Annotated in this window: 23 protein-coding genes, 1 tRNA gene and 1 pseudogene; 3 read left to right on the top strand and 22 right to left on the bottom strand. The window is 39.4% G+C overall.

Annotated elements, in window-relative coordinates; all coding sequences use genetic code 11:
* Positions 1-213, top strand: a pseudogene (locus AN392_RS18750) (hypothetical protein); the annotation flags it as partial.
* A 594-nt stretch (positions 214-807) separates the two neighbouring features.
* A complete protein-coding gene (locus AN392_RS15820) occupies positions 808-1,809 on the top strand; it encodes a hypothetical protein (RefSeq protein WP_055013236.1) in 1,002 nt (333 codons plus the stop codon).
* Positions 1,810-2,058: 249 nt separating this feature from the next.
* On the opposite strand, the gene AN392_RS15815 is transcribed toward AN392_RS15820, so the two are convergent.
* From AN392_RS15815 to rppH, 17 genes are all read right to left on the bottom strand, one after another.
* A tRNA-Arg gene (locus AN392_RS15815) sits at positions 2,059-2,133 on the bottom strand.
* Between the two features lie 67 nt (positions 2,134-2,200).
* Positions 2,201-2,863, bottom strand: coding sequence for a FlgO family outer membrane protein (locus AN392_RS15810; RefSeq protein WP_055013235.1), 663 nt, complete (start codon positions 2,861-2,863; stop codon positions 2,201-2,203).
* Positions 2,864-2,871: 8 nt separating this feature from the next.
* Positions 2,872-3,549: a FlgO family outer membrane protein gene (locus AN392_RS15805; RefSeq protein ID WP_055013234.1), complete on the bottom strand. Its 678-nt coding sequence runs from the start codon at positions 3,547-3,549 to the stop codon at positions 2,872-2,874.
* A gap of 12 nt (positions 3,550-3,561) precedes the next feature.
* Positions 3,562-4,155 (bottom strand): FlgO family outer membrane protein, encoded by a 594-nt coding sequence (locus AN392_RS15800; RefSeq protein ID WP_010387831.1) that lies wholly within the window; start codon positions 4,153-4,155, stop codon positions 3,562-3,564.
* Positions 4,156-4,222: 67 nt separating this feature from the next.
* Positions 4,223-4,879 carry an SPOR domain-containing protein gene (locus AN392_RS15795; RefSeq protein WP_055013233.1) on the bottom strand — a complete coding sequence of 219 codons (657 nt, stop codon included), beginning with the start codon at positions 4,877-4,879 and terminating at the stop codon, positions 4,223-4,225.
* Between the two features lie 18 nt (positions 4,880-4,897).
* On the bottom strand, positions 4,898-7,858 hold the full coding sequence (locus tag AN392_RS15790; protein ID WP_235575602.1) for an MSCRAMM family adhesin SdrC: 2,961 nt from the start codon (positions 7,856-7,858) through the stop codon (positions 4,898-4,900).
* 33 nt (positions 7,859-7,891) lie between these two features.
* The gene (locus AN392_RS15785; protein WP_055013231.1) at positions 7,892-8,716 is read right to left on the bottom strand and encodes a molecular chaperone; all 825 of its coding nucleotides are present in this window, start codon (positions 8,714-8,716) and stop codon (positions 7,892-7,894) included.
* A 21-nt stretch (positions 8,717-8,737) separates the two neighbouring features.
* Positions 8,738-9,187, bottom strand: a complete 450-nt coding sequence (locus tag AN392_RS15780) for a DUF4402 domain-containing protein (RefSeq protein ID WP_055013230.1) — start codon at positions 9,185-9,187, stop codon at positions 8,738-8,740.
* A gap of 37 nt (positions 9,188-9,224) precedes the next feature.
* Positions 9,225-9,815: a DUF4402 domain-containing protein gene (locus AN392_RS15775; protein WP_010387820.1), complete on the bottom strand. Its 591-nt coding sequence runs from the start codon at positions 9,813-9,815 to the stop codon at positions 9,225-9,227.
* A gap of 136 nt (positions 9,816-9,951) precedes the next feature.
* Complete coding sequence (locus tag AN392_RS15770) at positions 9,952-10,548, bottom strand: SPOR domain-containing protein (protein ID WP_010387819.1); 597 nt, start codon at positions 10,546-10,548, stop codon at positions 9,952-9,954.
* Between the two features lie 65 nt (positions 10,549-10,613).
* Complete coding sequence (locus AN392_RS15765) at positions 10,614-11,465, bottom strand: SPOR domain-containing protein (RefSeq protein WP_055013229.1); 852 nt, start codon at positions 11,463-11,465, stop codon at positions 10,614-10,616.
* A 277-nt stretch (positions 11,466-11,742) separates the two neighbouring features.
* Positions 11,743-12,621 carry a UTP--glucose-1-phosphate uridylyltransferase GalU gene (gene galU, locus AN392_RS15760; protein ID WP_010387817.1) on the bottom strand — a complete coding sequence of 293 codons (879 nt, stop codon included), beginning with the start codon at positions 12,619-12,621 and terminating at the stop codon, positions 11,743-11,745.
* Positions 12,622-12,638: 17 nt separating this feature from the next.
* Positions 12,639-13,490, bottom strand: coding sequence for a thymidylate synthase (locus tag AN392_RS15755; RefSeq protein ID WP_010387816.1), 852 nt, complete (start codon positions 13,488-13,490; stop codon positions 12,639-12,641).
* Between the two features lie 13 nt (positions 13,491-13,503).
* Positions 13,504-14,307 (bottom strand): prolipoprotein diacylglyceryl transferase, encoded by an 804-nt coding sequence (gene lgt, locus AN392_RS15750; RefSeq protein ID WP_055013228.1) that lies wholly within the window; start codon positions 14,305-14,307, stop codon positions 13,504-13,506.
* Positions 14,308-14,319: 12 nt separating this feature from the next.
* The gene (locus tag AN392_RS15745; protein ID WP_055013227.1) at positions 14,320-15,129 is read right to left on the bottom strand and encodes a sulfite exporter TauE/SafE family protein; all 810 of its coding nucleotides are present in this window, start codon (positions 15,127-15,129) and stop codon (positions 14,320-14,322) included.
* Positions 15,130-15,194: 65 nt separating this feature from the next.
* The gene (gene ptsP, locus AN392_RS15740; RefSeq protein ID WP_055013226.1) at positions 15,195-17,459 is read right to left on the bottom strand and encodes a phosphoenolpyruvate--protein phosphotransferase; all 2,265 of its coding nucleotides are present in this window, start codon (positions 17,457-17,459) and stop codon (positions 15,195-15,197) included.
* Positions 17,460-17,482: 23 nt separating this feature from the next.
* Entirely contained in the window at positions 17,483-18,001 is a 519-nt protein-coding gene (gene rppH / locus AN392_RS15735; protein ID WP_008111786.1) for an RNA pyrophosphohydrolase, read from the bottom strand.
* Between the two features lie 528 nt (positions 18,002-18,529).
* On the opposite strand from rppH, the gene mutH reads away from it, so the two are divergent.
* Positions 18,530-19,201 carry a DNA mismatch repair endonuclease MutH gene (mutH, locus tag AN392_RS15730; protein WP_055013225.1) on the top strand — a complete coding sequence of 224 codons (672 nt, stop codon included), beginning with the start codon at positions 18,530-18,532 and terminating at the stop codon, positions 19,199-19,201.
* A gap of 178 nt (positions 19,202-19,379) precedes the next feature.
* On the opposite strand, the gene eno is transcribed toward mutH, so the two are convergent.
* The 5 genes from eno to rlmD form a co-directional block, all read right to left on the bottom strand.
* Positions 19,380-20,678, bottom strand: coding sequence for a phosphopyruvate hydratase (gene eno / locus AN392_RS15725; protein ID WP_008111781.1), 1,299 nt, complete (start codon positions 20,676-20,678; stop codon positions 19,380-19,382).
* Positions 20,679-20,778: 100 nt separating this feature from the next.
* Positions 20,779-22,413, bottom strand: a complete 1,635-nt coding sequence (locus tag AN392_RS15720) for a CTP synthase (protein ID WP_055013224.1) — start codon at positions 22,411-22,413, stop codon at positions 20,779-20,781.
* Positions 22,414-22,570: 157 nt separating this feature from the next.
* A complete protein-coding gene (gene mazG / locus AN392_RS15715; RefSeq protein WP_055013223.1) occupies positions 22,571-23,395 on the bottom strand; it encodes a nucleoside triphosphate pyrophosphohydrolase in 825 nt (274 codons plus the stop codon).
* Positions 23,376-25,532, bottom strand: a complete 2,157-nt coding sequence (gene relA, locus AN392_RS15710) for a GTP diphosphokinase (RefSeq protein WP_010387807.1) — start codon at positions 25,530-25,532, stop codon at positions 23,376-23,378. Before relA ends, mazG begins: the two co-directional genes overlap by 20 nt.
* Positions 25,533-25,540: 8 nt before the next feature.
* Positions 25,541-26,866, bottom strand: a complete 1,326-nt coding sequence (rlmD, locus tag AN392_RS15705; RefSeq protein ID WP_054201757.1) for a 23S rRNA (uracil(1939)-C(5))-methyltransferase RlmD — start codon at positions 26,864-26,866, stop codon at positions 25,541-25,543.
* Positions 26,867-26,903 lie beyond the last annotated feature (37 nt).

Genomic DNA, 26,903 nt, shown 5'->3' with positions numbered 1-26,903 from the left:
CAGCTATCAGCTATCAGCTATCAGCTATCAGCTATCAGCTATCAGCTATCAGCTATCAGCTATCAGCTATCAGCTATCAGCTATCAAAATAATAAAGCGAGTAAATTTATGTTACTCGCTTTATTATTTGTAATTAGAAAAGATTTAATAAATGAGAAGAAACTGGCAAGTGCTTACAAAGCGATTACGATAGTGAACTCATACTCAAAGTAAAAGGGTTATGGTTCGCTGGTAAAGTCATAATCACAAGGCACTACTCATGGAGGGTAGAAAAAGCATAACTTAAAGCTAAAGCTCCGTATTATCTAAAAAGAGCTAAAGCTATCACTTTTAAATAAAATTGCAGTTAAATACGACATTTCAAATAGCTAAAGCTCTTAACTAAGCTTTAGCTCATATCGAACACCAACACAAAACCAAAAATTACCTTTAGCTTATCATTTGCCAGAATGGCAAAAAAGATCTTACTTGGAGTTCTGTAAATAACTGTACTGAATAATATGATAACCATTCTGGCTTTCATCGTCTGCTTTGAGCGAAAAGCGGTCATTGATACTGGCCAAATATCGTCGTTAATAGATTGGTTAAACTGCTTTTTGCGCATATATTCATGAAAATGAGCGCTGAGCGCATATTGTTCTATTTAACTTTACCTAAAAACTTTAGAAAACATAGTTATAGTAATACCTTAGGTTATTTGTTAAAACTATATAATGTAGAAAAATGAGCGTGGAGTCGGCAGAAATATGCGCGATGAGCGCACTATTAAATTGTTAGGTTTTTAGCAGGTATAGCATCGAGTATCGAATGAAACATTGGACTGAGCCAAACGGTATACTACTAATACAAATTCCAATAGATTGGCAATATCTCAATCCAGTTTTTAAAGGTGAGGAAGAAATATCACCTTATAGCTTTCAACCTTACGACGAATCAATTGGTTGTTTTCAATTAAGTTGTTACCCGTTGGAGGAATTGGCTCCTAAAGTTGCAAATGCGAATCCTGAAGGTATAAAAAAATTAGAGTGGAGAGAATCTAATCTTGATGATTCTGAGTTCTGCACTCGTTTATACCACGGTGCTTTAGGTGATCAAGCTCTAATCGGAAAATATATTCATGACACAAAATTAAAAAATGATCCTCGTATAGAAGAACAACTTAAAATTGTAAGGACAATATTAAATACTGTCGTAATTGTCCCGCAAACGGATCGCAAACTTGCTGCCGATTTAGATAAATCCGATAGGTTTCACGCTTCATTAGCTGCATCTCATGACTTACTGTTTTCTGCCATTGAATCTGAGTCTTATATCGAAATAATTGCTATTGCAGCTAATCAAATAGATGCTTACCTTAGATTGAGTATTGTGATCGCAAAACAAATAAAGGCCCAAACTAACGATATCGATGTTAAATACTTTTTCCAAGCAGATGGTGAATGGGGAATAATGGAGCGAAAAATATACGAGCATGCTAAAGAATTTGGCATTATTGACGATGAAAAATTCGATGAATTAAATGCTCTATATCAACTAAGGAATCGTGTAATACATCGGTACGTTATATCTAACATTAAGACACGTGATCTGGTAGAGATTGCTACACGCTATTTGAAATCACTTGAATCAACAAGGCTAATTTTAGCCACATTTGAAAATAAACAGGCTGATGAGGATTATGGTGTTTATGGAAAGGTACTTGGTAAAAACCAAAATGATACAAGCGCCATTCAAAGGCTCCATGCTGGTGCTAATGACAAACATCTTCTTCAGAGGTTTAAACGAAAAATCAGCCATAAAAAAACCTAACAAGGGTTTTCAAGTCGGACTAGTAACAGTTTGCTCGGTTCCACTTCGTTTCACATTTTAGCAAACTATTACAAGCCGCTTAAAACGGCGTTACCAATGACCGCCCATGGCACATAACAGCCTGAATGTAATTTAGCTATTTTAGTAAAAGGGCATCGTTGAATTTTAAAATCTTAATTTACAATGCTACATATGTGCTACACAGAAATTAGAGAAAGAGACTTAAAACACATAACCCATTGATTTAATTGGTAGCCCCTGCAGGAATCGAACCTGCAACTGCCCCTTAGGAGGGGGCCGTTATATCCATTTAACTAAGAGGCCACATCGAGCTTACAGCTTACAAAAATTATAACGGCATCTGGTTTTTTATATCAAGTATCAAATTAAGTTAATTGCTTGATAAATATATATCTTCCTTATTTAGTACGTAAAGCGGTATAAATGTTCGGCTGCTGGCGGCAAGGCGTTTATTTTCAATATTTATCACGCGAGCGTTAATAACAACCCCATCTGCACGGTAAATTAATGTACCCGATAAAACATGGCTTGCTATATTCGTACCTGCAAGCTTGCGAGTGTTGCGGGTAAATGCAAAGTCGCCTTGATCATTAACGGTAATTAAATTGGCTGTTTTAAAATCAACCGCGCTATAACCAAATTTTTGCAGCTGATGTATGAAGGTTTCTGATAACTGATTACCTAACTGGCTTGCTGTAGTTAAACTTGCGTCTAAATCAACGAACGAGGTGACTGCAATCGCTGCATCTTGCGGGGCTACTTGCATAGTGTCGGTTAAATCAAGTGCCATTTGCTCTACGTAGTTAACTAAACTTTTATGATGCTGGTTTGGGTTAAATTGCGTTGTATCGGCGTATTGTTCTTGCTCGTCATTGCGCTGCATTTGCGCCATGATCTGATTAAAATCAAGATCACTAACGACCGTTTGCTCAGACTCAGCTTTAGGTGCCCCACCAATTAAATTACAGCCTGAAAGTAATAGTGATAATGCACTTATGCTAATTAAAGCTGAGCGCTTAGCTAAGTTAGCCATGATAAACCTCACTTACTCGCTTGTTTAAGCATAATACCATCAGCACTGCTACTGCTATTTAGCGCATCAATAACTGATTGTGGAATAAAGCCCTGTGCAGAGCCTACAACCGCTTTACTCGCTAAACCAACAATACGTGCGTTTACTAATATGCCGCCTTGGTGGTTTACTAGCGTGCCGGCTAATACGTAACTAAAGTTTTGTTCTTGGTTAAGCTCTAAGTAGTCGCGACTAAAAACAAAGTCGCCGCCAGGCGTTACGCGCATATAATCGGTGGTTTTAAAATCAATGACCGGCACACCAAAATTATGCAGTTCGTGCATAAAGCTCTCTGCGATTTGGTTACCCACTAAGTCAGCATTGTTGTAGTCACGGTCTAAAAAAACAAAGCTTGATACTGCCAATGGTGTTTTAGTATTTACGTACTGTAAGTTTTCAGCCATGTCTTGCATGATGCCACGCACATAATGATTAATATTTTTACGGGTTGGCGTATTTACTTGTTTGTTTTTATTCATCACTGCGGCTTTATTTTGATAAAGCGAATCAGTATTTGTTGGTGCAGCTACAGGGCGTTGCTCAAAAAACATAGGCGCATCGTCGGTAATTTGCGTGTCACTATGGTTTGTCATTTGTGAACAACCAAAGCCCAGTGGCAAACATAAAGTTAATAGTAGGCGTTTCATGTGTGCTCCTAATTAATATTCACTGCGGTAAATATAGTCACCGCGCTGCTGTATTTTTTCATTGCTCCACATCACATTGATGGGAATTTCAGTGCTTGCGGCAGATACAATCTGATTAGTTTGCATATTTACCATGCGAGCATTAACAATATAAGCATGTTCTTGACGGGTTAAAGTACCGGTGATCACAAAGTCAATAATCTGACGCTGCTTTAAGTTACTGGTACTACGGCTTAACACTGAGTCAGCCCTTGCTGATAAGTTAAGCTGGTTTTCAAGCCGGTATTCAACTGTGTTGTACCCTAACTGAGTAAATTGGGTTATTAAGCTTTCTTGAACTTGCTGACTAAGCCCTGTCCCCTGCCCTTGGGCAATTTGTGAATCCAAAGCATTGGCTAAATAAAAGCTGCTGACCGCGATTGAAGCGGTGCTTTTAAAAGGCTCTTTGATATGGCTGAGCTGAGCACTCAAGCTATTTACATACTGGTTGAGCGTATAGGGTGCCATGACCGCTTTAGGCGCATCAGTGCTTATACTTGGCTTTGGCTGGGGTGTTAAGCTACAGCCCGCTAAATTTAATAATAGTAAGGGTAACAAAAGGCGCATAGTTGCCATCCTCTAAAAACATAATAGTTACAAAGCAATTATTATGCCTAATACCCTAGATGCATATTTATTTTAATGGCTGTTGGGTGTAATGGCTCACAATGCAGTTGATTTGGCGCTGTTTAAGTCTATCGCAATCAGCAGCGGCATTGGCTTGATTTTGATAAGCTCCAAGCTTTAAACGGTAGTAAGTCATGCCACTCACGTTAATAGTTTCTACATTCGCCACGAATTCGCCCTGAAATAACGAAGATGCGCTGGCTTTTATTTGATTTAAACTTTGGCTAAGTCGCTCTTTGTCGGTAACGGCTGCAACTTGTAAGGCAAATAAGGCTTTAACGGCTTGTTTTTCATCAGCTGTATTCGCTGCTACTTTAGCTTTTTGTGCAACTTTTGGTGCTACCGTTTCAGCCGAAGCTTTAGCTGTTGGTACTTCAGGCGTATTTGTTGATGCAGAACCTTGTTTTGCTACCGCATTTAATTGGCTTATTAATAGCTTTAGATCTTGTTCAATCACTAATAAACGCTCAACACCTGCTTTGGCTGCTTGCCACTGCTGAGACGATGCTTTGAGCTGCGCCAACTCCTCCTCAGAAAGATTGGCACTCGCTTGAATTGGCTTAGGTGATTCTGCATTTGGGGGGGTGCTGCATCCTGATATAAAAAGAGCAGCAATACAGGCAATTAGTATTGAGTAGCGTTTATATAAATTAGCATATTGCATGGTTAAACCTTATTGTTATTAGTGGCTAATAAGTTGCGCTTGGACTTGGCAGTTCAAGCCTTTTACTTTTAATTCTGCACATACTTGTTCAAGTTCCCCTTGCGCAGACTCGGCATAAGCGACAGCTAAAATATACCGTTTTTGTTTTTCGTCTTTAATATAAAAAGCATCGCGCTTTGATTGCTCATTTAAATGACGTTTAATTAATTGATAATACGCTTTCATAATTGGCAATGATGAAAACCCACCCGCATTAGCAATATACGCTGGAGTTTGTGTTTTTTCTTTAAGCTCAAAGTCAACGCCCATTACTACTTCACCTTGCGCTGGTAAATTAACCACCACCTGTTGCGTATCTTTTAAAGACTTACGTTGCTTAAATTCATCATCTATAACCGCTTTATATTCGCCAGGCCGTAAATCGGTAAACAAATAATAACCATCGTAAGCAGCCTGTGTTTGTGCCACTTGCTTGCCTTGTTTGTCGAGTAATTTTACGGTGGCAAAAGGCTGTACTTCACTACTGCCTTGCTCATCTTGTTTGTAAACAGTTCCCTCTAATTCACTACTGTTATTAAGCGGGACTTCCATATATTCAACAAAGCCGGCACGCGGTGTAATAGAAAAGCCATCGTGGGCGGCAACTAAAAAAGGCTCACTAATACTACCTGACTCTATCACTATATCGGTGGTTCTATTTGCCGGCATCCCTTTAAGAATCGCTAAACCATTTTCGTTGGTTACAGCTCGGCGATAGTTTTGAACTCCTTTTACCTTAACGCCCTCAATTCCCTTTTCTCCGTCATCTTGAATATTGTTATTATTTGAATCAAGAAAGACTCTAACCATTAAAGTGCCAGAGCTTGCGAGGCTTCTTTTACTTAAAAAGTACTCGTCAGTGTTCGTATCAAAACCAATACTAAAGCGACTAAATAAACCTAGCCGCCAGTTATCATCATCATCGTAACTCATTGTGCTATTTAAGCTAAAACTATCGCTTTGCCAATTTAGACCCAACTCCATAGAAACTAAATCATTTATACGGGAGTTTCTCAGTGTGAATTCAGATTGCAAATTCTGAGATAAACTACGGCTTAATTCTGCTTGGTAACCCAGTATAGTTGAACCAGAGTCTGCGCTATAGTCAACACTAAAACGAGTGTATGTTTTACCAAATCTATGTTGAAGACGCATGCTGCCAAGTGTTGTTGCATCATCTAAAGAATCAAATTTTCGCCAAATTAAGTTGTTACTAACAACGGTACCGCCTAAATTATAAGATAAGGTATTATCAACACTTAAATATGAGTCGCTAAACTCTCTGTTGTTATATGCGAGCGTATTTTGATAGCTCAAGCTTCCAAACGATTTATCAAACAACTTTCCTGCCGTATATAATCGATAACTTTCAGTTTTCGCTGTTTCTGTATCACCAACTATTTTCTCATTGTTTTGAGACAGACTTAAACGTACCGATTGACCAATTAACTCACCTCTAGCAGCTACCTCTAGCTTATCTTCATCGTTATTATTTTTTTCATAATCTAGATTAAGTAATACTTTATCAAATATACTTAGGTTTGAACCAAAAGCATAATTGTTAACATTATCACCCGAATTGCTATTTAATATTGATGTACCAGCATAAACCGATAAATAATCAGTTAACCCCGTTTCATAACGGCCTGCTAGCTGCCAACCTTTGCCCTCTGTTGAATAAAGTGATTGATTAAATAACTGCTCACCTTGCTCAGTAATTGACAACTCATAGAACGACTCATCTGCTGACAAACTATTACCATCTATAAAATATTGCTCTGTTTTTCGCTCTACTTGCCCTTGTGGGCCATAAAAAATTAGCTCAAAATTATTAGCACCAAACAATAAATCAATATCTTCAAATAAATAACGTCCATCAGCTAAACTAAACTGCTGCGCTAGCAGTACATCATTACGGTATAACTCAACATCCCACCCTGGTTGAATAGCACCCGTTAAATTAATTTGATTACTATTAACCTGTTTAAAAAGTGGTTTGTTATCAACTTTTACTCCTCTGGCGTAACTACTATTAAATTGTTTACCGACTTGAGTTGCTAATACATCTCCAAATTGAACAGTTGTCGCATTTAAAGGACCTAATAACCGTGCATCTTTACTTTGACGGCTAAATGATAATCTTGAATCTGATAGTAAATCTTGTTTTCGCCCTGCAAAAAAATACTGAGCATTAAAATAGGCTAAGTCATTTGACCCTAATACAGAGTACCCTATCGCTGAATCCGTATTACTCTTGGTTGCACTAAGCTGCACATCAGCAAGAGGAGATGAAATTGCACTGTATGGACTGGCCTTCCACGGTAGTATTGCTTGACGTGACTCTCTATTAGTTACAGTTTCTCGCTGCTCTCTTTCGCGTTTTAATTCTATAGGTAATTTGGTAGGGGAGCTTACATATAGCTCAAGTGCTGAATATTCAATATCAATATCTAACGAAAACCACTGCGCTAGCAAGTTACTATCAACAAACATATCGCCGTTATCAGCATAAGCTTGTTGGCTGTTAAATGAATATCTAGCGCCGTTAATTTGTGCTGTGTTTGTATTTAGGTCTAGATAAAACTGATTATCTTCACGAATAAACCACCCTTGAGCAATAAGGTCATCGCTATTTATATCGATAGCAAAATCCAGGCTTTCTGAAAAACTTAATAAATCTATTAATACACCTGTTTTACTTTTCACCCCGAGCATTTCACCTAGGTAATTTTTTTTCACGAACGATGAAAAAAATAATAACTCCCCTTCGGGGATGCCCTCACCTTGCTGCACATTAAGCTCAGGCTCTGTTCTTTCATTTACAGCTTGTTCAGTGTTGTATTGCTGCCATTTTTTATCTATTTTTTTTATGCTAGCAAGAATGGCCTGAGTGTCAGGCTCTGCTGCTAATAATGGATCAATTGATAAAAAAATGATCAACAACCACTTTAAGCGCTTAAAGTAATACATCGCCTATTTCAAATTACCGATAATTGCATTATTGATTGGCGCAAACTTTTCACTAAAAATAGTATCGCGATATTCTTTAAGCCCTGTATAAATTAAGCGAATTTGACCATCTTTCGGGATATTTTGATCTGCAAAAATTGGTATCGTCGCCGTTGTTGTTTTTAGCTCAGGGTAAATACTAAAATCGTTTAACATGGCGATCTTTTTCTCTGTATCCGCTCCTTTTTGCTTAAAGAAAACTTCTAACTTGCCAAAAGAACTAAAGTCACCCTCTCGCTTAATTTCAATCTCAAGCGCCTTTTTTTCTGGGCTGTGTATAAGCTGTAAATTACTGATATTTACATTGGGTTTTTCAGCACCTTTTCGCAAAATAACGGGAATAGTGTAGCTTAAGAGTAAATTTACCTTGATGCCTAGTCTCTGTTGCTGACTTTGAGCTTCATTAGGGAGTGCTTTAAAGGCTAGATGAGAGCGGTATTCCTGCTCTGCTAAAACTTTCGGCTTTCGAATAGCAAGCTTAACTATTTGCCTTTCTCCTGGCGCTAATCTAACTTGTGATGGGCTGATCCTAACCATATTTTTAAGTGAAGATGAACTTTCTTGATCAGCCGCTAAATTAGCATACCCTCCGCCAGCTAGTGCGACTTTATCTTGCCACTCCAACCTATAAGTTTTGGGTTCATTAGAGTTATTAACAACAATGACTTTAGCAACACGTTGGCGCTCATCAAAATTGATTCTTGTTGGAGAAATAAGTAAGTTTGCATAAGAATGAAAGCTAATTAAAATAAAGCTTACTAAGATAAAAAAAGTTTTTATTATTGTCATTTAATCAACATCTCTAGTTGTCTAATAATTTAGCGTCACTTCAATTGTAGTATCAAAGATGCCATCTTTATAAGTATTACCGTCACCTGAGGTACTCAATTGCCCCCCAACTCTCAATAACGCAGTCCCTGTGGTATCGGTTGTAATGGTCGCATTGTATATGAGTTGATTTAAAATCAGAGATGCACCACCGAAAATGTTATTTAAAGGTTGGTCGCTTACAAAGTCACTTACATTTACTTGAATACGTGCAGGGTATCCTTCAAGCAGCAATTCAGCTGCATGGCCTTTTTCAAGTAAATATATCTTATTGGTTAAGGTATTTGTATTACTAGGCAACAAAGTTATGGAGCTAATGCTTTGATTATCACTTATAACAATTTTACCAAAACTCAATGGCTCAAGCGGTGTTACCTGCGCGCACAAACCTGGAGTTAAGGAAGCTGCTAGTATGAATAAAATTAATTTCATAAAATAGCCTGCTTTATAATAAAGCAGGCTTTGCTCATTAATAGTTTAATTCTAATGTGAATGAGCCACTGTAAGTGCCATCAATGTAATCACTCGTAGGAGTAGTGGCATCTGTCGTTAATGTGGCACCAACATTAAATGTCGCTTCACCATTTGCGTCTACCTGAATGGTCGTTGTAGCAGCACTGTTAGGCGTCGCGCCAGTTAGCACATAATACGTTGGAGTACCCAAAGTAAATGCTGCAGTACCAGCAGGTGCTGCATCAGGTGAAATTGCAGTTTCTGTCGGATTTGTAATTGTCAGTGAACCGAAAGGAGACACGCCAGAAACAGAAAAAGAAGCTGGTGCACCTGGTACTAAAATTGCGATTTCAGCATCTGCAATCGATGTAGAAGCAGTTGTAGGTGAGGTCGCTGGATTTGCGGCTAAAACAAGGGTAGCCGTCTCAGCTGCTGCTAAATCTGCTGATGCACGAATTGTTCCAAAATCTAGTGCAGAATCGTTAGTCAAGGTAAAAGCATTTTGAACTGTAACACCTGCTTGAAACGAAACTGATTCAGCTGCAGCGCCGAAAGAAAGAACAGCCATTGATGCAGCTAATGCTGCTTTAGTAAATATTTTGTTCATAGTTTTCCCTTAGATATAAAGTATAAACCTGTCAGTCAGGTTATGTTAAGTATCGGCCAAAATCACTAAAAAGTTAGAAAATATTTACTTTATTTTGATTTATAATAAAAGGATGCAAAAATAAACGTAAAAAACCTTAAACATCCTCTAAAAATGCCGCTAAGGTACATTTATTACCCATCTTATAAAAAAATAAACACAGCTGCGCTGCTTGCTGTTGATTTTTTAGCGGGCCTGCTACAACACTATAAAACGTTGTTGATTCCTTTTGTTGCTCATTAATGCGGTATTGTAAAATACTGTTCAATTGAGGATATTGCTCTTTTAGTCGCTGTACTTGCCTTTTGGCTCCGTTAGAAACTAAATAACGTCCAATTTGCACACCGTAAATTGCTTTGTTTGTACTGATAGTGTTATCGGCTAAGGCAGTTTCTGATGAGAGTTGTAAAGATTGCTTAGAGCCATATTCAACACGTTTTACCTTCTCTTTCAACGGCTCAGGTACGGTATCAATATCTGTTTGTGCAGAAAGAGCTTGAATCAGTAATGATAAGTCCTCTTCCATGGTGCTTAAACGCGCTATTTGCTCTTTGTTGTTATCCCATTGCTCTAAGTAAGGTTTTATATCTTTTTCACGCACAAGCTTGTCGCTTTGTGAGTCGGCGGGCATTAGCTGGTTGCTACAACCAGCTAATGCAAAGGGTATTAGTAATATTATTAAACGAAGTTTCACTTTAAAGCACCTATTACAAAAAACTAGCTCTAGCTATTATGCAATAAAAGCGCCAAATAAATAATTTATAATCTAATTGGTTTGTCAGTGTAGTTACTCACAAAGCAATCAACTTTATAGAATTTAAATACCTCACAATCATCCTCAGCACTTTTAAAGTTAAAATACTCACCTAATTTTAATCGATAATAGGTTTTGTTATTAACTTTTGCTTTTTCAATGTTTGTCGTGATTTTATCCTTAAACAAAGGCGCTGCTTTTTTGTTAATGTGCTTCCACTGCTTAGCAACACTTTCTTCTGAATCAAGCGACGCTACCTGTAAGGCAAATACTTTTTTATTTTTATCTACCATTGCCACTTTTGTTGCCATCGATATTTTAGAAGCGACCTTTTTATTCATCCTTGGATTAATAGCTTTCACTGGCGAGCGCACAGTTCGTTTACTGTAGCTTTTTGAAGGAGCTGTAATTATTTTTGTAGGAACACTAGCATAGCGGCTGCTATATCGCTGATTTTTTAGAACGTCCCTACCAGTCGGTTTTACATAACGGTTACTATATCTTTGTCTCGGTCGTTCAACGTTATCTGAGGTGCTTGCGTAGTTATTACCATACCTGAGGTTTGGCGAGGCATTAGTCTTAATTGATGAGCGAGCATAGCGATTGCTAACAGCCTGATTAGATTGCGCTATTGCTTTACTGTTAATAATATCTAAATTATCAACTAAATATGTAAGCTCACGTTCTAACTTTAATAGTCGCTCTATACCAGAACGTGCTTGTTGCCATTGCAAGGCTGCATCTTTTAGCTGTGCTAGCTCAAGTGCGGTGATAGTTACATATTCAGGAGAATCTTTAACTTGTTCATTTAACGTAGTTTTATCTGGCGATACAGTACAGCCACTCCCAATTAACATGAGTAACGCTATAACTAAATATCGGTGATACTTTATGCTGCATTCACACATTGATTGTTTCTCTTTCAACAGTTTAGATCGCTAAATTGAGCCAATTTACAATTGGCCTAATAAAGAACGTTAACTACAAAACAACTTTAGTTAACATAAAGCTTACATTACAAACCCAGATCTGTCTGTATAACTGCAAAAATAGTTATAATTAAAGTCCTGAAAAAGCGACTTTACAATCAAAAAAAAAGCGCCATATAGGCGCTTTAAATAAATAAAGAACTGATTAGATTAACGTTTTAATAAAGGTCTTAAGCTCATCAGCAAATTCATCGCGGCGTAAGGCAAATTCAATCGTCGCCTTCAAATAACCAATTTTACTACCACAATCATGGCTTCGGCCTTTGATAGCATAAGCGTCTACTTTTTCGTTTTGCATAAGCATCGCAATTGCATCTGTTAGCTGAATCTCATCACCAGCACCTTGTGGTGTTTTAGCTAATAATGGCCAAATATTTTTACTCAACACGTAACGACCAACCACAGCAAGGTTTGAAGGTGCCTCGTCAACGGGTGGCTTTTCTACCATACTCTTAATGGGTGAGCTTTCACCTTGGTTTAACTCAACATCACCTAAATCAACAACACCAAATTTATCTACGTCATCTTTAGGAACTGGTTCAACCATAATTTGACTGTGTTTGCTTTGCTCAAAGCGAGTGATCATTTCCGCTAAATTATCTTTTGTTAAATCACTTTCCACTTCATCGATAATAACGTCGGGTAAAATAACCACAAAAGGTTCATCCCCTATAATAGGGGCAGCACAGTTAATAGCGTGACCTAACCCTTTTGCCTCACCTTGGCGCACATGAATAATCGTCACGTCGTTAGGGCAAATAGACTGTATTTCGGCAAGTAATTGCCGCTTTACACGTTTCTCTAACGTAGCCTCTAATTCAAAGCTAGTATCGAAATGGTTTTCAATTGAGTTTTTACTCGAATGCGTTACTAACACTATCTCTTTAATGCCAGCGGCAACGGCTTCGCTAACAACGTATTGAATTAGTGGACGGTCTACAACTGGCAGCATTTCTTTTGGAATTGCTTTAGTGGCCGGTAACATACGTGTTCCAAGGCCCGCTACAGGGATCACTGCTTTCATTATGCTCTCCTTATTTTTTAAACTGAAAATGGGTACTGAATCGCTTCATGGCATTGATAGCCAACCACCTCAAAGTCATCACGTGTTACCCATGTTTCTATATCTTCGAGTGATTTAATCTCTGGGTTGATTTTTAATTGGGGAGAAGCAAATGGCTCACGTTTTAACTGCACATCTCGCATTAAATCGAGCTGGTTTTCATAAATATGAGCATTGGTAATTTTATGATATGCCTTACCCGCTTTATGGCCGGTAATTTGGGCAACTAATGCAAGCAATACAAAACATTGAATTTGATTAAAATTAAGCCCCAATGGAACATCACAACTGCGTTGATATGAGGTTAAATACAGGGTGTCGCCCAATAATGAAAAGGTATGTGTGTGCATACATGGGCGCAAGCAACCAAGTTCAAATTCACCAGGGTTGTAAAATGTAATAATTTCGCCGCGATCATCTATGCCATTTTTTAAATTATTAATGACCTTTGCCAGTTGATCCAGTGTTGAACCATCAGGGCGTTGCCAGCCACGTCCTTGAACGCCATAAACGCGCCCCATATCATCCTCACCTTTACGGTTAGGATTATTGAGCCAGGCACTATTTTCATTGGCGTTAGCATCCCAGGTTTTACAGCCTATACTACGAAACTGCTCAGCACTGTCATAGCCTCTTAAATAACCTAACAATTCAGCAATAGCCGCTTTGTAATAGCTCTTTCGAGTGGTGATCATAGGGAACTGATTATTCGCCACATCGTATTCTAAATCAGCGTTTATAACCGTTAAACAACGTGTACCGGTACGTTTATTTTCAACCCATTGTCCTTGGTCAACAATGCGCTGACATAATTCTAAATATTGTTTCATCTAACTTCTTCTTTTAAACTTTTGCCGCTGTTTGCGATTGTGGTTGTTTATAGGCCCAAATAAGTAAGCCTAACCCGCCAATGATCATAGGTAACGATAGAATTTGCCCCATTGAAATGAAGTCGGCAAATAACCCCAATTGCGCATCGGGTTGGCGAAAATACTCAATACCAAACCTAAATACGCCGTAACCCAGTAAAAACAAACCTGACACACTTCCCGCAGGACGAGGACGCTTAATAAACCACAATAATATGACAAACAATACTAGACCTTCAAAAAAAGCTTCGTAAAGTTGTGATGGGTGGCGTGCAAGCGGGCCTCCAGTTGGAAATACCATTGCCCATGGAACATCGGTAGTGCGGCCCCATAATTCGCCGTTAATAAAGTTACCTATACGCCCGGCAAGTAAACCAACTGGCACTAAAGGCGCTACAAAGTCACCGACTTGCAATAAGGACTTTTTACGCTTGTAAGCAAAAATAGCAATCGCAGTGATCACCCCAAGTGTGCCGCCATGAAACGACATACCACCCTGATCGATTCTAAATAAATATAAGGGGTTTTCGATAAAATAACTAAATTGATAAAACAGAACATATCCAACACGACCACCTAATATAACGCCCAGCATGCCGTAAAAGAGTAAATCACTGACTTCGTCTTTAGTCCAACCCGACCCTGGTTTTTTAGCTTGACGATTAGCAAACCACATCGCAAACGCAAAACCAATTAAGTACATTAACCCATACCAACGAACGCTAAGTGGTCCAACAGAAAATATTATTGGATCAATTTGAGGAAACTCCAGTGCCATAAAAATAAACCTTTAGCTAAAAACCATTTTAATAGCGATGAAAACCAGTAACATCGCGAAAACTTTCTTAATTGTATTCACAGGTAAGTAATGTGTTGCCTTAGCCCCAATAGGCGCTATAAACCATGAGGTAACAACAATCCCAAATAAAGCAGGTAAATATACAAACCCCATAAAACCATGCGCTAAGTCCGTTACATGCCACCCAGCGCTGATGTAACCGATAGACCCAAAAAAGGCAATTACAATACCACATGCAGCAGCGCAACCAATTGCCTTTTTAATATCAACCGAAAAATAATGCAACATAGGCACAAGTAATGCACCGCCACCAATGCCAATTAATCCAGACAAAGCCCCCATTACCGAACTAACACTAGCTAGCACGGGGCCTGCGGGCAAAGGGTGTTCTGCGCTCACTTTATTACGAGCAGAAAGTACCATTCTCATTGCAATAAAAACTACACTGACGGCAAACACCGTTTTTAACATTTTCTCAGGGATAAAGCTGGCAGCAAAGCCACTTACCAATGCACCAATGGCCACGCCCGACATAACCCAAGGAGCAATTTCCCAAGGCACATTATCATTTTTATGATGAGCCAACGCTGAAGAGGTAGAAGTAAATAAAATAGAGGCTAAAGATGTTGCAATGGCGATAACTAACACATGATCAGCAGCGGCAACGTCAAAACTAAGTAGCAAACTACTTAGCACTGGCACAATGATTAAACCACCGCCTATGCCTAGTAACCCTGCTAAAAAACCAACAATGCAGCCTAACAGCGCACAACTTGCAACTAGAAGTCCTAGTTCATACATAGTTATCTCTAATACATTTAATTATAAGTATATTTTAATTGATTATATAAACAATTACAGTTCTATCATTTTGGTGTATAAAATAAATTACCTAGCTGATGCTCTATCATAAAACTACGAGTTAACCGCAGTACTTGTTTAGCGTTGGGCTGTGCCAAACATTCGCTCAGTAATTGTTCCATGTCGCTTACATTTAAGCGCCTTAGCACCCACTTCACTTTGTTTAGTGACGATAAGTTCATGCTTAAACGCCTATAACCCATAGCAATCAGTAATATTGCGCCCTCGGGGTCGCCACCAAGCTCCCCACATAAACTAAAGGGCAATTCATAGTGCTCACACTCGCTGGCAATATTATTTAATACACGCAACACGGCTGGATGGTAGGGGTTAAATAAATCGGCTACGCGTGCATTTGCTCTGTCTACGGCTAATAAATACTGAGTTAAGTCGTTACTACCCACTGAACAAAAATCGACTTTTCTAGACCACTCTGGCAGCATAAATACACTTGAAGGTACCTCAAGCATAATACCAATATCGGGCCTTTCTATTAGTTGCTCAGGAAATGCTTCACTTAACTCATAATAAGCTTGGTTAAACAATGCCAGTGACTCTTCAACTTCATCAGTGCCACTGATCATCGGCAGCATTATTTTTAAATTACCTAAGCCAATATTCGCTTTTAGCATCGCTTTGAGTTGATCTAAAAAAAGCTCAGGATGATCTAAGCTAATTCTAATACCTCGCCATCCTAAAAACGGGTTTTCTTCGGTAATGTTAAAATAATCTAAAACTTTGTCGCCACCTATATCTAACGTTCGCATAACAACGGGGTTAGGGTAATAGCTACTTAGTACTTCTCGGTACCACTTTTCTTGTTCTTGTTGCGATGGAAACTGTCCCTTTTGCATAAACCATGCTTCGGTTCTGTAAAGGCCAACACCATCACAAATATGGGCACTATTTTGTTGGGTATTAAGCTCAAGCCCTGCATTAAGTAATAAACTAATATGCTCACCGTCTAACGTGATTGAAGGCAGTGCTTGTTCTTCTAAAAACCGATTATTGAGTAAGTTATCTTGGTGTTGTAATTCGGTATACTCATCAATAAGCATTTGCGAAGGCGAAATATATAAACGCCCAGCAAAAGCATCTAAAATCATTTCTTTACTATCAAACTGCAATAGCGGTAAATCTTCAATACCCCAAATCGCAGGCACGCCCATAGCACGGGTTAAAATAGAGGCATGGCTATTGGCTGAACCATTAATACTCACAACCCCCGCTAAACGCTCATTGGGCACCTCTGCTAACATAGCTGGCGTTAGTGTGTGCGCTATTAAAATGGTGTTTTCAGGGTAGTCTTTTATTGCGTGTTCGGTATTCACTAAGTGATGCAGCACTCGTAAGCCAATGTCTTTAACATCAACCGCACGCTCTTTAATGTAAGGGTCTTGCATTTCGTTGAACTGTGCAACTAAACGTTCAATCACAATTTTTAATGCACTTTTTGCACACCACCCTTCTTGTAATTGTGTCTCTACATTATGACCTAAACTTTTAGCATCTAGTAATTGCTGATATACATCAAATACAGCCAGCGCCTCTTGCGGTATGCTGTCACTTAACGTCATCGATAAGGTGCTAAATTCTTTGCGCGTAGCAGCAACTGCTTGGGTGAATAAACGACGCTGTTCAATAACATCGTTATTTTTAGTAAGTTCTATAGACTTAAAATTAAGCTTAGGAATAACAACAAAAGCTTTACCAATACTTATACCAGGCGCGCTAGAAACCCCTTTTAATACCGATGTTTGATGAGACGACTCGTCTTGGCGTAATACTTCTTTTATTTCAGCGTGGGCTAATTGCGAAGCTAACTGCGCAGAAAGCGTAATTAAAAACGACTCCTCATCTTGAGAAAATACCCGCGCCATTTTCTGTTGAACAACAATAACACCTAACACTTTTTTTTGATGAACAACAGGCACAGACAAAAAGGCGTTATAGCCTTCTTCGTTAACTTCTGGGGAGAGTTTAAAACGAGGATGCGACTTGGCAAAGGCAATGTTAATTGCTTCTTCACGCTGAGCAACAAGTCCAACTAAACCCTCGGTAAAGCCAATTCTAAATTTGCCCACCGCATCAGGGTTTAACCCTTCGGTAGCCATCAGTACAAAATTATCTTGGCTGTAATCTGCAAAATAAATGGAGCAGCACTGGGTATTCATGGCATCTTTTACCATTTTCACAAAGCACACTAACGCGTCGTCTAAATTCGCTTGTTGCGAAACAGACTCAGCTATCGCTCTGAGTGTTGCCAGCATACACTGCTCCTTTTTATGTAAAACTACCTTTTATTTCGCCAGTGATCTTTTTGTTGCTCTCGCTTATTAAAGGGCATAGCAAAGGGAGCAAACTCTTTCATAACACGTCGATAAACGTCCCGTTTAAACGACACAACCTGTCTAACCGGATACCAATAACTTACCCATCGCCAATCATCAAATTCCGGATGATGGGTTTTCAGTAAGTTAACATCTTCATCTTTACAGCGCAGTTTTAGTAAAAACCATTTTTGTTTTTGCCCAATACACACCGGACTTGAATCTCGGCGGATTAATCGTTTGGGTAATTTATAGCGTAACCAATGTTTTGAGCTTGCAACTATTTCTACATCTTCTGGTCGCAAACCTACTTCTTCGTGTAATTCACGGTACATAGTTTGTTCTGGTGTTTCACCATCATCAACACCACCTTGGGGAAATTGCCAAGAATGTTGACCATAGCGTCTGGCCCAAAACACTTGCCCCTGATTATTGCAAATTACAATTCCGACATTGGCACGAAAACCTTCGGCATCAATCACCTTAGTGCCTCATTTGTAAGTCGATTTTTTATGATTGTTCCACATTAGCTGCAATACGGCAAATACTATTACGTGCAAGCCTCGTTAACACCTTCACTTAAAGCAAATTAATGGCGAAATCCATTGCATGTGAATAACAAGCTACACTGCCATACGTAAATACATAAAAACCACACTGTTTGTGCTGGTTACTCACAGCTTGTGCATAACTTTTGTAAAACACGCTCATTTACCAAACAAATCCACAATACAAGATCAAAAAAGTGATGTTCTCCACAGAATCTGTGGATAAACATGTTTATACATCTGTATTTATCCTTACAACAATTATAGACCTTAATTAAAACTGAACACCAAAAACAAAAAAAACAATGTAGTTCAGTTACTTAGTTAATTTTAGCGTTTTAAAGCAGTGCATAAAATTGCACCAACCACGGCACGTATAAAAATCAACCAACCACTAAAGATATCCACTATCAAGCTAATTTGCTATCATGGCGTTGGTATTTATTCAACTAAATTAACAGTATGCAACCTTTAAAGCCTCATTCAATTAATCAACTAATGCAACGTGTCAATAATATTGCAGGGCTCACACTTGGACAACTAGCACAGCAGTACCACTTTAAAACGCCAGATGATTTATTGCGTGAAAAAGGCTGGACAGGTCAACTGATTGAGTATGTATTAGGCGCAACCGCTGGTTCAAAACCGCTCCCCGACTTTGAAGATTTAGGCATAGAGCTTAAAACATTGCCTATTTCATATAAAGGTAAACCGCTAGAAACCACCTTTGTGTCGGTCACCCCACTAATGAATGTAACTGGCATGACGTGGCACACAAGTAGCGTACGTAAAAAGTTGAATCATGTTTTATGGTTACCTATTTTAAGTGAGCGCGATATCGCTCCTTTTGATAGAACCATAGGCAGTGGCTTTTTGTGGCAACCTTCCCCCGCGCAAGATGCACAATTGCAGCGAGACTGGGAAGAACAAATGGAGCTTATAGCCCTTGGTAGAGTTGATGAAATTTCAGGTCATTTAGGGGATGTAATGCAAATACGACCAAAAGCAGCCAATAGCCATATTGTTACCGATGCAATAGGCCCAAACGGACAAATTATAAAAACTCTGCCACGTGGCTTTTACTTAAAAACCAGTTTTACGGGTGATATTTTAAAAAAGCAATTTCAGCTTTAATTGATGAAAAGTAACTAACGTTAGGCTTGTTTAACCTAGATATTCGCACTGCTTGCTTAACGCCCGTAGCTCGATGCTCGTAGCCCGTTTCTTTGTCCCTTTTATGCTATTTTTTACAAAAAATCCCCGCATAAGCGAGGATTTTTATAATCTTAAATATCAGATTCTGATTAGAGAATTACTGACCTTTAACTTCTTTTAAACCATTGTACGGTGCTTTAGCGCCTAATTGCTCTTCAATACGTAGCAATTGGTTGTACTTAGCAACACGATCTGAACGGCTTAATGAACCCGTTTTAATTTGACCTGCAGCAGTACCTACTGCTAAATCAGCAATAGTTGCATCTTCAGTTTCACCAGAGCGGTGAGAAATAACCACTGTAAAACCTGCATCTTTTGCCATTTTGATTGCAGCTAACGTCTCTGTTAATGAACCAATTTGGTTAAATTTAATTAAGATTGAATTGGCAATACCGTTATCAATACCGCGTTTTAAAATCTTAGTATTGGTTACGAATAAATCATCACCCACTAATTGAACTTTATCGCCCATTAGTTTGGTTTGGTGTGCAAAGCCATCCCAATCAGACTCATCTAAACCATCTTCAATTGATACAATTGGGTATTGCTCAGTTAAATCTTTTAAGAAGTGGTTAAACTCTTCAGATGTAAATTGCTTACCTTCACCTTTAAGGTCATAGATATTTGCTTCTTTGTTATAAAACTCAGAGGCCGCACAATCAAGTGCAAGGGTAATATCTTTACCAAGCTCATAACCGGCATTTGCAACAGCCACTTTAATAGCTGCAAGCGCAGCTTCGTTTGATGCAAGGTTTGGTGCAAAACCACCTTCGTCACCAACAGCTGTTGAATGTCCATCTGCTTTAAGTACCTTAGCTAGGCTATGAAATACTTCAGCACCCATACGCAATGCTTCACGGAAGTTAGTAGCACCTACTGGCTGAACCATAAATTCTTGAATATCTACTGAGTTATCAGCGTGCTCACCGCCGTTGATGATGTTCATCATTGGTAGTGGCATAGAGTAAACACCTGGCGTGCCATTTAAGTCAGCAATGTGCTCGTAAAGCTCTACTTTTTTAGATTGTGCAGCCGCTTTTGCGTTAGCAAGTGAAACCGCTAAAATAGCATTAGCACCTAGTTTTTCTTTGTTTTCAGTACCATCTAAATCAAGCATTACTTGGTCTACATCACTTTGAGCAAGTGCGTTTTGACCTTTTAGCGCTTCTGCAATTTCATTATTAATGAAGCCAACCGCTTTTAATACGCCTTTACCTAAGTAACGCGCTTTATCACCATCACGTAATTCTAATGCTTCGCGAGTTCCTGTAGATGCACCTGAAGGTGCAGCAGCACGGCCCCATGAACCATCAGCTAAATATACCTCAGCTTCAACAGTTGGGTTACCACGCGAGTCCATAATTTCACGACCGATTACTTTTACGATTTCTGACATCTTGATTCCTCTATATTCCCAAAATGGTGAGTGCGGCTAACCTGAGTTTGGCTAGCCTTAGAAACAAAAAAGGCCGCGCATCATGCACAGCCTTTTTATATTACGAAGACGCTTTTTGATAGGTATGAGCCGCAGCTACAAACCCTTCAAATAGCGGGTGACCATCACGTGGTGTTGAAGTGAATTCCGGGTGGAATTGCGCTGCAATAAACCAAGGGTGATCTTTATTCTCAATAATCTCTACTAGTTTTTTATCTTCAGATAAACCTGTAAAGCTTAAACCAGCTTGCTCAAGTTGTGCTACAAAGTTGTTGTTAACTTCATAACGGTGACGATGACGTTCAACAATTTCGTCGCTACCATACACATCATGTACTTTAGAGCCTGGTGTTAAATGACATTTTTGTGCGCCTAAACGCATAGTGCCACCTAAATCAGACTTTTCGTCACGTAATTCAACATTACCTTCGGCATCTAACCACTCAGTGATTAAACCAACCACTGGCGACTCTGAATTTGCGTTAAATTCAGTTGAGTTTGCATCAACTAAACCGGCAACATTTCGTGCGTATTCAATAAGCGCAACCTGCATACCTAAACAAATACCTAAGTAAGGCACTTTGTTTTCACGAGCATATTTTGCCGCTAAAATCTTACCTTCAACACCACGACCACCAAAACCACCTGGCACTAAAATAGCATCTAAGCGAGAAAGAACATCCGTTCCTTTGGTTTCTAAGTCTTGTGAATCAACGTATTGGATATTAATAGTTAAACGATTTTTTAATCCAGCATGTTTTAATGCTTCGTTTACTGATTTGTATGCATCTGGTAATTCAATGTATTTACCTACCATACCAATTGTCACTTCACCCGTTGGGTTAGACTCTTGATACAATACTTGTTCCCACTCAGCTAAATCAGCTTCAGGCGCGTCTAAATGAAAACGACGACATACAAAGTTATCTAACTCTTGCGATTTTAATAACGCAGGGATTTTATAAATACTGTCTACATCAGGCAGTGAAATAACTGCTTTTTCTTCAACGTTTGTGAACAATGCAATTTTTGCACGCTCGTTATTTGGCAGCTTACGGTCTGAGCGACAAATAAGAATATCTGGTTGAATACCTACCGAGCGTAACTCTTTAACTGAATGCTGAGTTGGTTTTGTTTTCACTTCACCGGCAGGGCCTAAGAATGGCACTAAGGTTAAGTGAATAAAAAGTGCGCGTTCGCGACCAATTTCTGTACCCATTTGACGAATTGCTTCGATAAATGGTTGTGATTCAATATCGCCTACCGTACCACCAATTTCAACGATTGCTATATCATGGCCTTCTGCGCCATCATAAACACGTTGCTTAATGTCATTGGTAATATGAGGAATAACCTGAATAGTTGCGCCAAGATATTCACCACGTCTTTCACGACGTAGTACATCTTCATATACACGCCCTTGCGTAAAGTTATTACGGCTGGTCATTTTGGTGCGAATAAAACGTTCGTAGTGACCTAAATCAAGGTCCGTTTCTGCGCCGTCTTCGGTAACGTATACTTCACCGTGTTGAATTGGGCTCATTGTGCCTGGGTCAACGTTGATGTAAGGATCCAGCTTTAGAATGGTAACATCTAAGCCACGGGCTTCTAAAATAGCGGCCAATGATGCTGCTGCAATACCTTTACCCAACGAAGAAACAACTCCGCCAGTAACGAAGATAAATTTTGTACTCATGCGAACCCTAGAATATCAGGAATTAAAAGGAATATAATACCCAAACAAGTGATTTTGGAATATAAACAAGACGGGGCGAAATTGTACCAAAACATAGCTAAGCAATCCAGCTATAAATAGCAAATCTATGCACAAAAAACAGACATTTTTTATGTCCCTATTTATTTAATTTTTTTATTGCATCCCATGCCGCATCCATTTCCTCTAAAGACGCTGACTCAATACATTTACCCTGGGCAATTAAGTAATTCTGCACCTTTTCAAATCGTGCAGAAAACTTATCGTTGGCACTGCGAAGCAATTGTTCTGGATCACGTTTAACATGGCGCGCTACATTCACGGTAGCAAACAACAAATCACCTAGCTCTTCTGCTGTATGCGCTGAGTACGGGTTATGAGCTAAGGCTTCTTTCACTTCCTCAACCTCTTCACTCACTTTATCTATAGCGCCATGATAAGTAGGCCAATCAAAGCCTAAAGCGGCTACACGTTGTTGAATTTTTTTAGCTTTTGTTAAGCTAGGTAAACTGTTTGGTATATCTTGCCAAAGTGTTGAGCTTTCATCTTGGGATTTAGTAGCACGCTCTTGTGCTTTTATTGCTTGCCATTGCGCGGCTAATTCGGCATCAGTTGTGGGGGTGTCTTGCGATGAAAATACATGTGGATGACGACGTATCAGCTTCTCATTTAATTGAGCCACTACATCATTAAAATCAAATAATTGTTGCTCTTGCGCTAGTTGCGCATAAAACACGATTTGAAATAACAGATCACCTAGTTCACCTTTAAGTTCACTTAAATCGTCGCGCTCAATACAATCAGCCACTTCATAGGCTTCTTCAAGAGTGTGAGGTACGATTGACGCAAACGTTTGCTTGAGATCCCAAGGGCATCCGCCCTCAGGGTTTCTCAGTGTTTGCATTATTTCCAGCAGTTGGCTTAAAGCCTCATTGTTAGCCTGATTACTGCCCTCGTTTTGCACTGTGTACCCCTTCGATCTGATGTAGCTTAGACAGCACTTTGTTTGTGCCTTGTAAGTCATGCACTTCAATTTGCATCACAAAAATAGCAGTTTGAGTGCTATCAACCGTGTTTACGTTCATATTGAGCACATTAACTTTTTCATTGGCAAGTGCAGAACTGATGTCACGAATTAGCCCAGAACGATCGCTGGCTTCAATGCGAATAGTTAAGGCATAAGAGCTACTAATATCGTCTGACCAACTCACTGAAATAACACGCTCGGGGTGCTTGTTTTTTAAATTACTAAACGAATCACAATCCTCTCGGTGCACCGCAATACCGCGTCCTTGAGTAATATACCCAATAATTTCATCCCCAGGTACTGGGCGGCAACAACGAGCAACATGGCTCATTAAACTACCGACCCCATCCACCACAATACCGTTTTTGTCACCAGTCACTTTACTAGGCGATTTGAAACGAATTACCGGCTCATGCTCTGTTCTGTCGGTAATAAAGTTAAGCATTTGGTTAAGACGAATATCGCCTGCGCCAATGGCGACCATTAAGTCATCAAGTTCTCTAAAATTAAAACGCTTTATAGCAGGATCTAAATCTTTATAAGTTAGCTCTAATTTTTGTAATTCGTTATCAAGGATTTCTTTACCCGCACTTAAATTTTTATCGCGGTCGAGCTGTTTAAACCAATGGTGGATTTTGGCCCTTGCGCGAGACGATTTAATATATCCCAGCGACGGGTTTAACCAATCACGGCTTGGGTTTGGCTGCTTTTGGGTTAGTATTTCAACTTGGTCACCAGTGCTTAACTGATGAGTAAATGGCACTATTTTGCCAAATATTTTTGCGCCAATACATCGATGCCCTACATTGGAGTGAATGTAGTAAGCAAAATCAAGAGGCGTTGCCCCCAGTGGTAAGTCAAAAATATCGCCTCGAGGGGTAAACACATACACACGATCTTCAACCACTTGGTTTTTAAGCTCTTGTGCTAAATCGCTGCCATCAACCACTTCTTCTTGCCATTGCAGTAATTTACGCAACCAGCTAATTTTTTGCTCATAGCCTGAACCACGCCCTGGTAATGCGCCTTCTTTGTACATCCAATGCGCGGCGACACCCAGCTCTGCATCTTGATGCATGTCGTGTGTTCGTATTTGAATTTCAACGGTTTTACCCTCAGGACCAAACACAACCGTATGAATAGATTGATAGCCATTTTGTTTTGGGGTCGCAACGTAATCGTCAAACTCTTTATTTAAATGACGCCAATTAGTGTGCACTATACCTAGAGCACCGTAGCAGTCTTGTAATCGTTCAACCACAATTCGCATGGCGCGTATATCAAATAGCTGATCAAACTCGTAGTTCTTTTTCGCCATTTTTTTATAAATGCTGTAGATATGTTTTGGCCTGCCGTACACCTCAGCTTTAATACCCGCTTCATGGAGGCGTTGTTTGACCTGTTCAACCATATCAACCATATACGCTTCACGGGCAAGGCGCTTATCATCGAGCTGCTTGGCAATGTTTTTATAAATATCGGGGTGCAAATAACGAAAAGCTAAATCCTCAAGCTCCCATTTTAATTGACCAATACCAAGACGATTGGCAAGCGGTGCAAATATATCAGCGGTCTCTTTGGCGGCAACTACTCGCTCTTCTTCTGCGGCATCTTTGACATTGCGTAAATGGCAAACCTGTTCGGCTAATTTAATCACCACAGCGCGCACATCTTCCACCATAGCAAGCAGCATCCGGCGAATATTATCGACTTGCACAGTGCCGTTGCCTTGATGAGCTAAGGTACTTATGGTAGCCATTTGTGACACACCTGTAAGCAGCACTGCAACATGATTGCCTAAATGCTCTTCTACCGCATCAATGCTCACTACATCATTTAAATAATAAGGGGTTAAATAGGCTGTGGCTAAAGAGTCAGCATCTAAATTTAACTCAACTAAAATCTCCACCATTTCTATAGCGGTATTTTGTCGCTCGCTGTTATCGCACGTTTGGCAAAGCTGCTGCGCTTTGTTGAGTAAGCTGATTTTTTCTTGAGACAAATCGAGAGATTCTACGCGTGAAAAAAAGTCACCCGCTTTATCATGTTGATGAGATTGACGTGTCGCTACCATAATGCGCTTTACCTCCGTTGAAATAACGCCATAGTTTCGATATGCCCCGTGTGAGGAAACATATTCATTAGCCCTATCTTGTTCAGCTCAAAGCCGGCTTGCGAAATAATAGCGCTGTCACGGGCTAAAGTAACAGGGTCGCAAGAAACGTATAAAATCGCTTTAAACTGCGTTAATGGAAGCTGTTCTAAAACTGCCATCGCACCAGTGCGTGAGGGGTCGAGTACTAAAACATCTAATTCTTTATTAAACCACGGCGCTTTTTTAATGCTCGTGGTTAAATCAAAACAATGAAACTGGGTATTAGTAATAGAGTTAGTGTGCGCATTTTGTGTTGCTAATGCAACCGCCGAAGTTACGCCCTCAATTCCTGTTACTGTTTTAGCTTGTTTGGCTAACACTAAAGAGAAGTTACCAATACCACAAAATAAATCCAGAACATTTTCATCGCCTTGAAGTGCTAACCAGTTTGCAGCTTGGATCAGCATCGCTTGATTTACACTCGCGTTAACCTGAATAAAGTTACTGAGCCCAAACTCAAACGTTATATTTAACTGTTCAAGTTTATAAAATGGCATAGCTAAATGTGAATGTTCAATAGTATCACTGTCACTTTGCCACACTAACTGCCAATTATGAGCTGCCACACTTTGCTCAACAAACGCCTTATCATGAGGTGAAATCGCTTTGGTATGGCGGATAACAATAAAAGATTGTTCATCAGCGGCACATAATTGTAAGTGACTAATACTGTGTAGCGTCTTGTTTTGATTAATGACTTTATCAAATACATTAAATACATCGGCAAATACATCACTTAAAACTGGGCACTGATTAATGCTAACAATGCTTTTAGAGCCACGTGCTCTGTAGCCTACCCGCATTTTTTTTGCAGCCTTGTCGAACATAACAGCAATTCGAGCACTGCGTCGATAATGAGTTGCTTGGCTTTGCAGCGGGGCTTGCCAGTTTAAATCGGTTAATTTTGCAAACTTGGCAAATAATTGATTCACCGCAGCTTGCTTTTCAATTACCTGTTGTGTGGTATCTAAATGCTGTAGCTGGCAACCACCGCATTGGCTGTAGTGTTCACAAATAGGCGCTGTGCGATATTCACTGGTTTTAATTATTTTAAGCGTATCAGCTTGGCTGTAACGTGCTTTATCATCAACTAACTTAGCTTTTACTCGCTCCCCAGGTAATGCTCCACTAACAAAACACACTTTATTATTGTACTTAGCAATACCACGGCCATGGTGATCCATTGCTGTAATATCGAGTTCTAGCGATTGCTGTTGTAGTGGTTTTTTCTTTGCTTTAAATATTTGTGCCATGAGGCATTACCTTAAAGGTTGATGAATTACGTCTCTA

It is taken from the genome of Pseudoalteromonas sp. P1-16-1b (assembly GCF_001401785.1).
GTDB lineage: Bacteria > Pseudomonadota > Gammaproteobacteria > Enterobacterales > Alteromonadaceae > Pseudoalteromonas > Pseudoalteromonas undina.
This window is presented reverse-complemented; position numbering and strand designations above follow the sequence as displayed.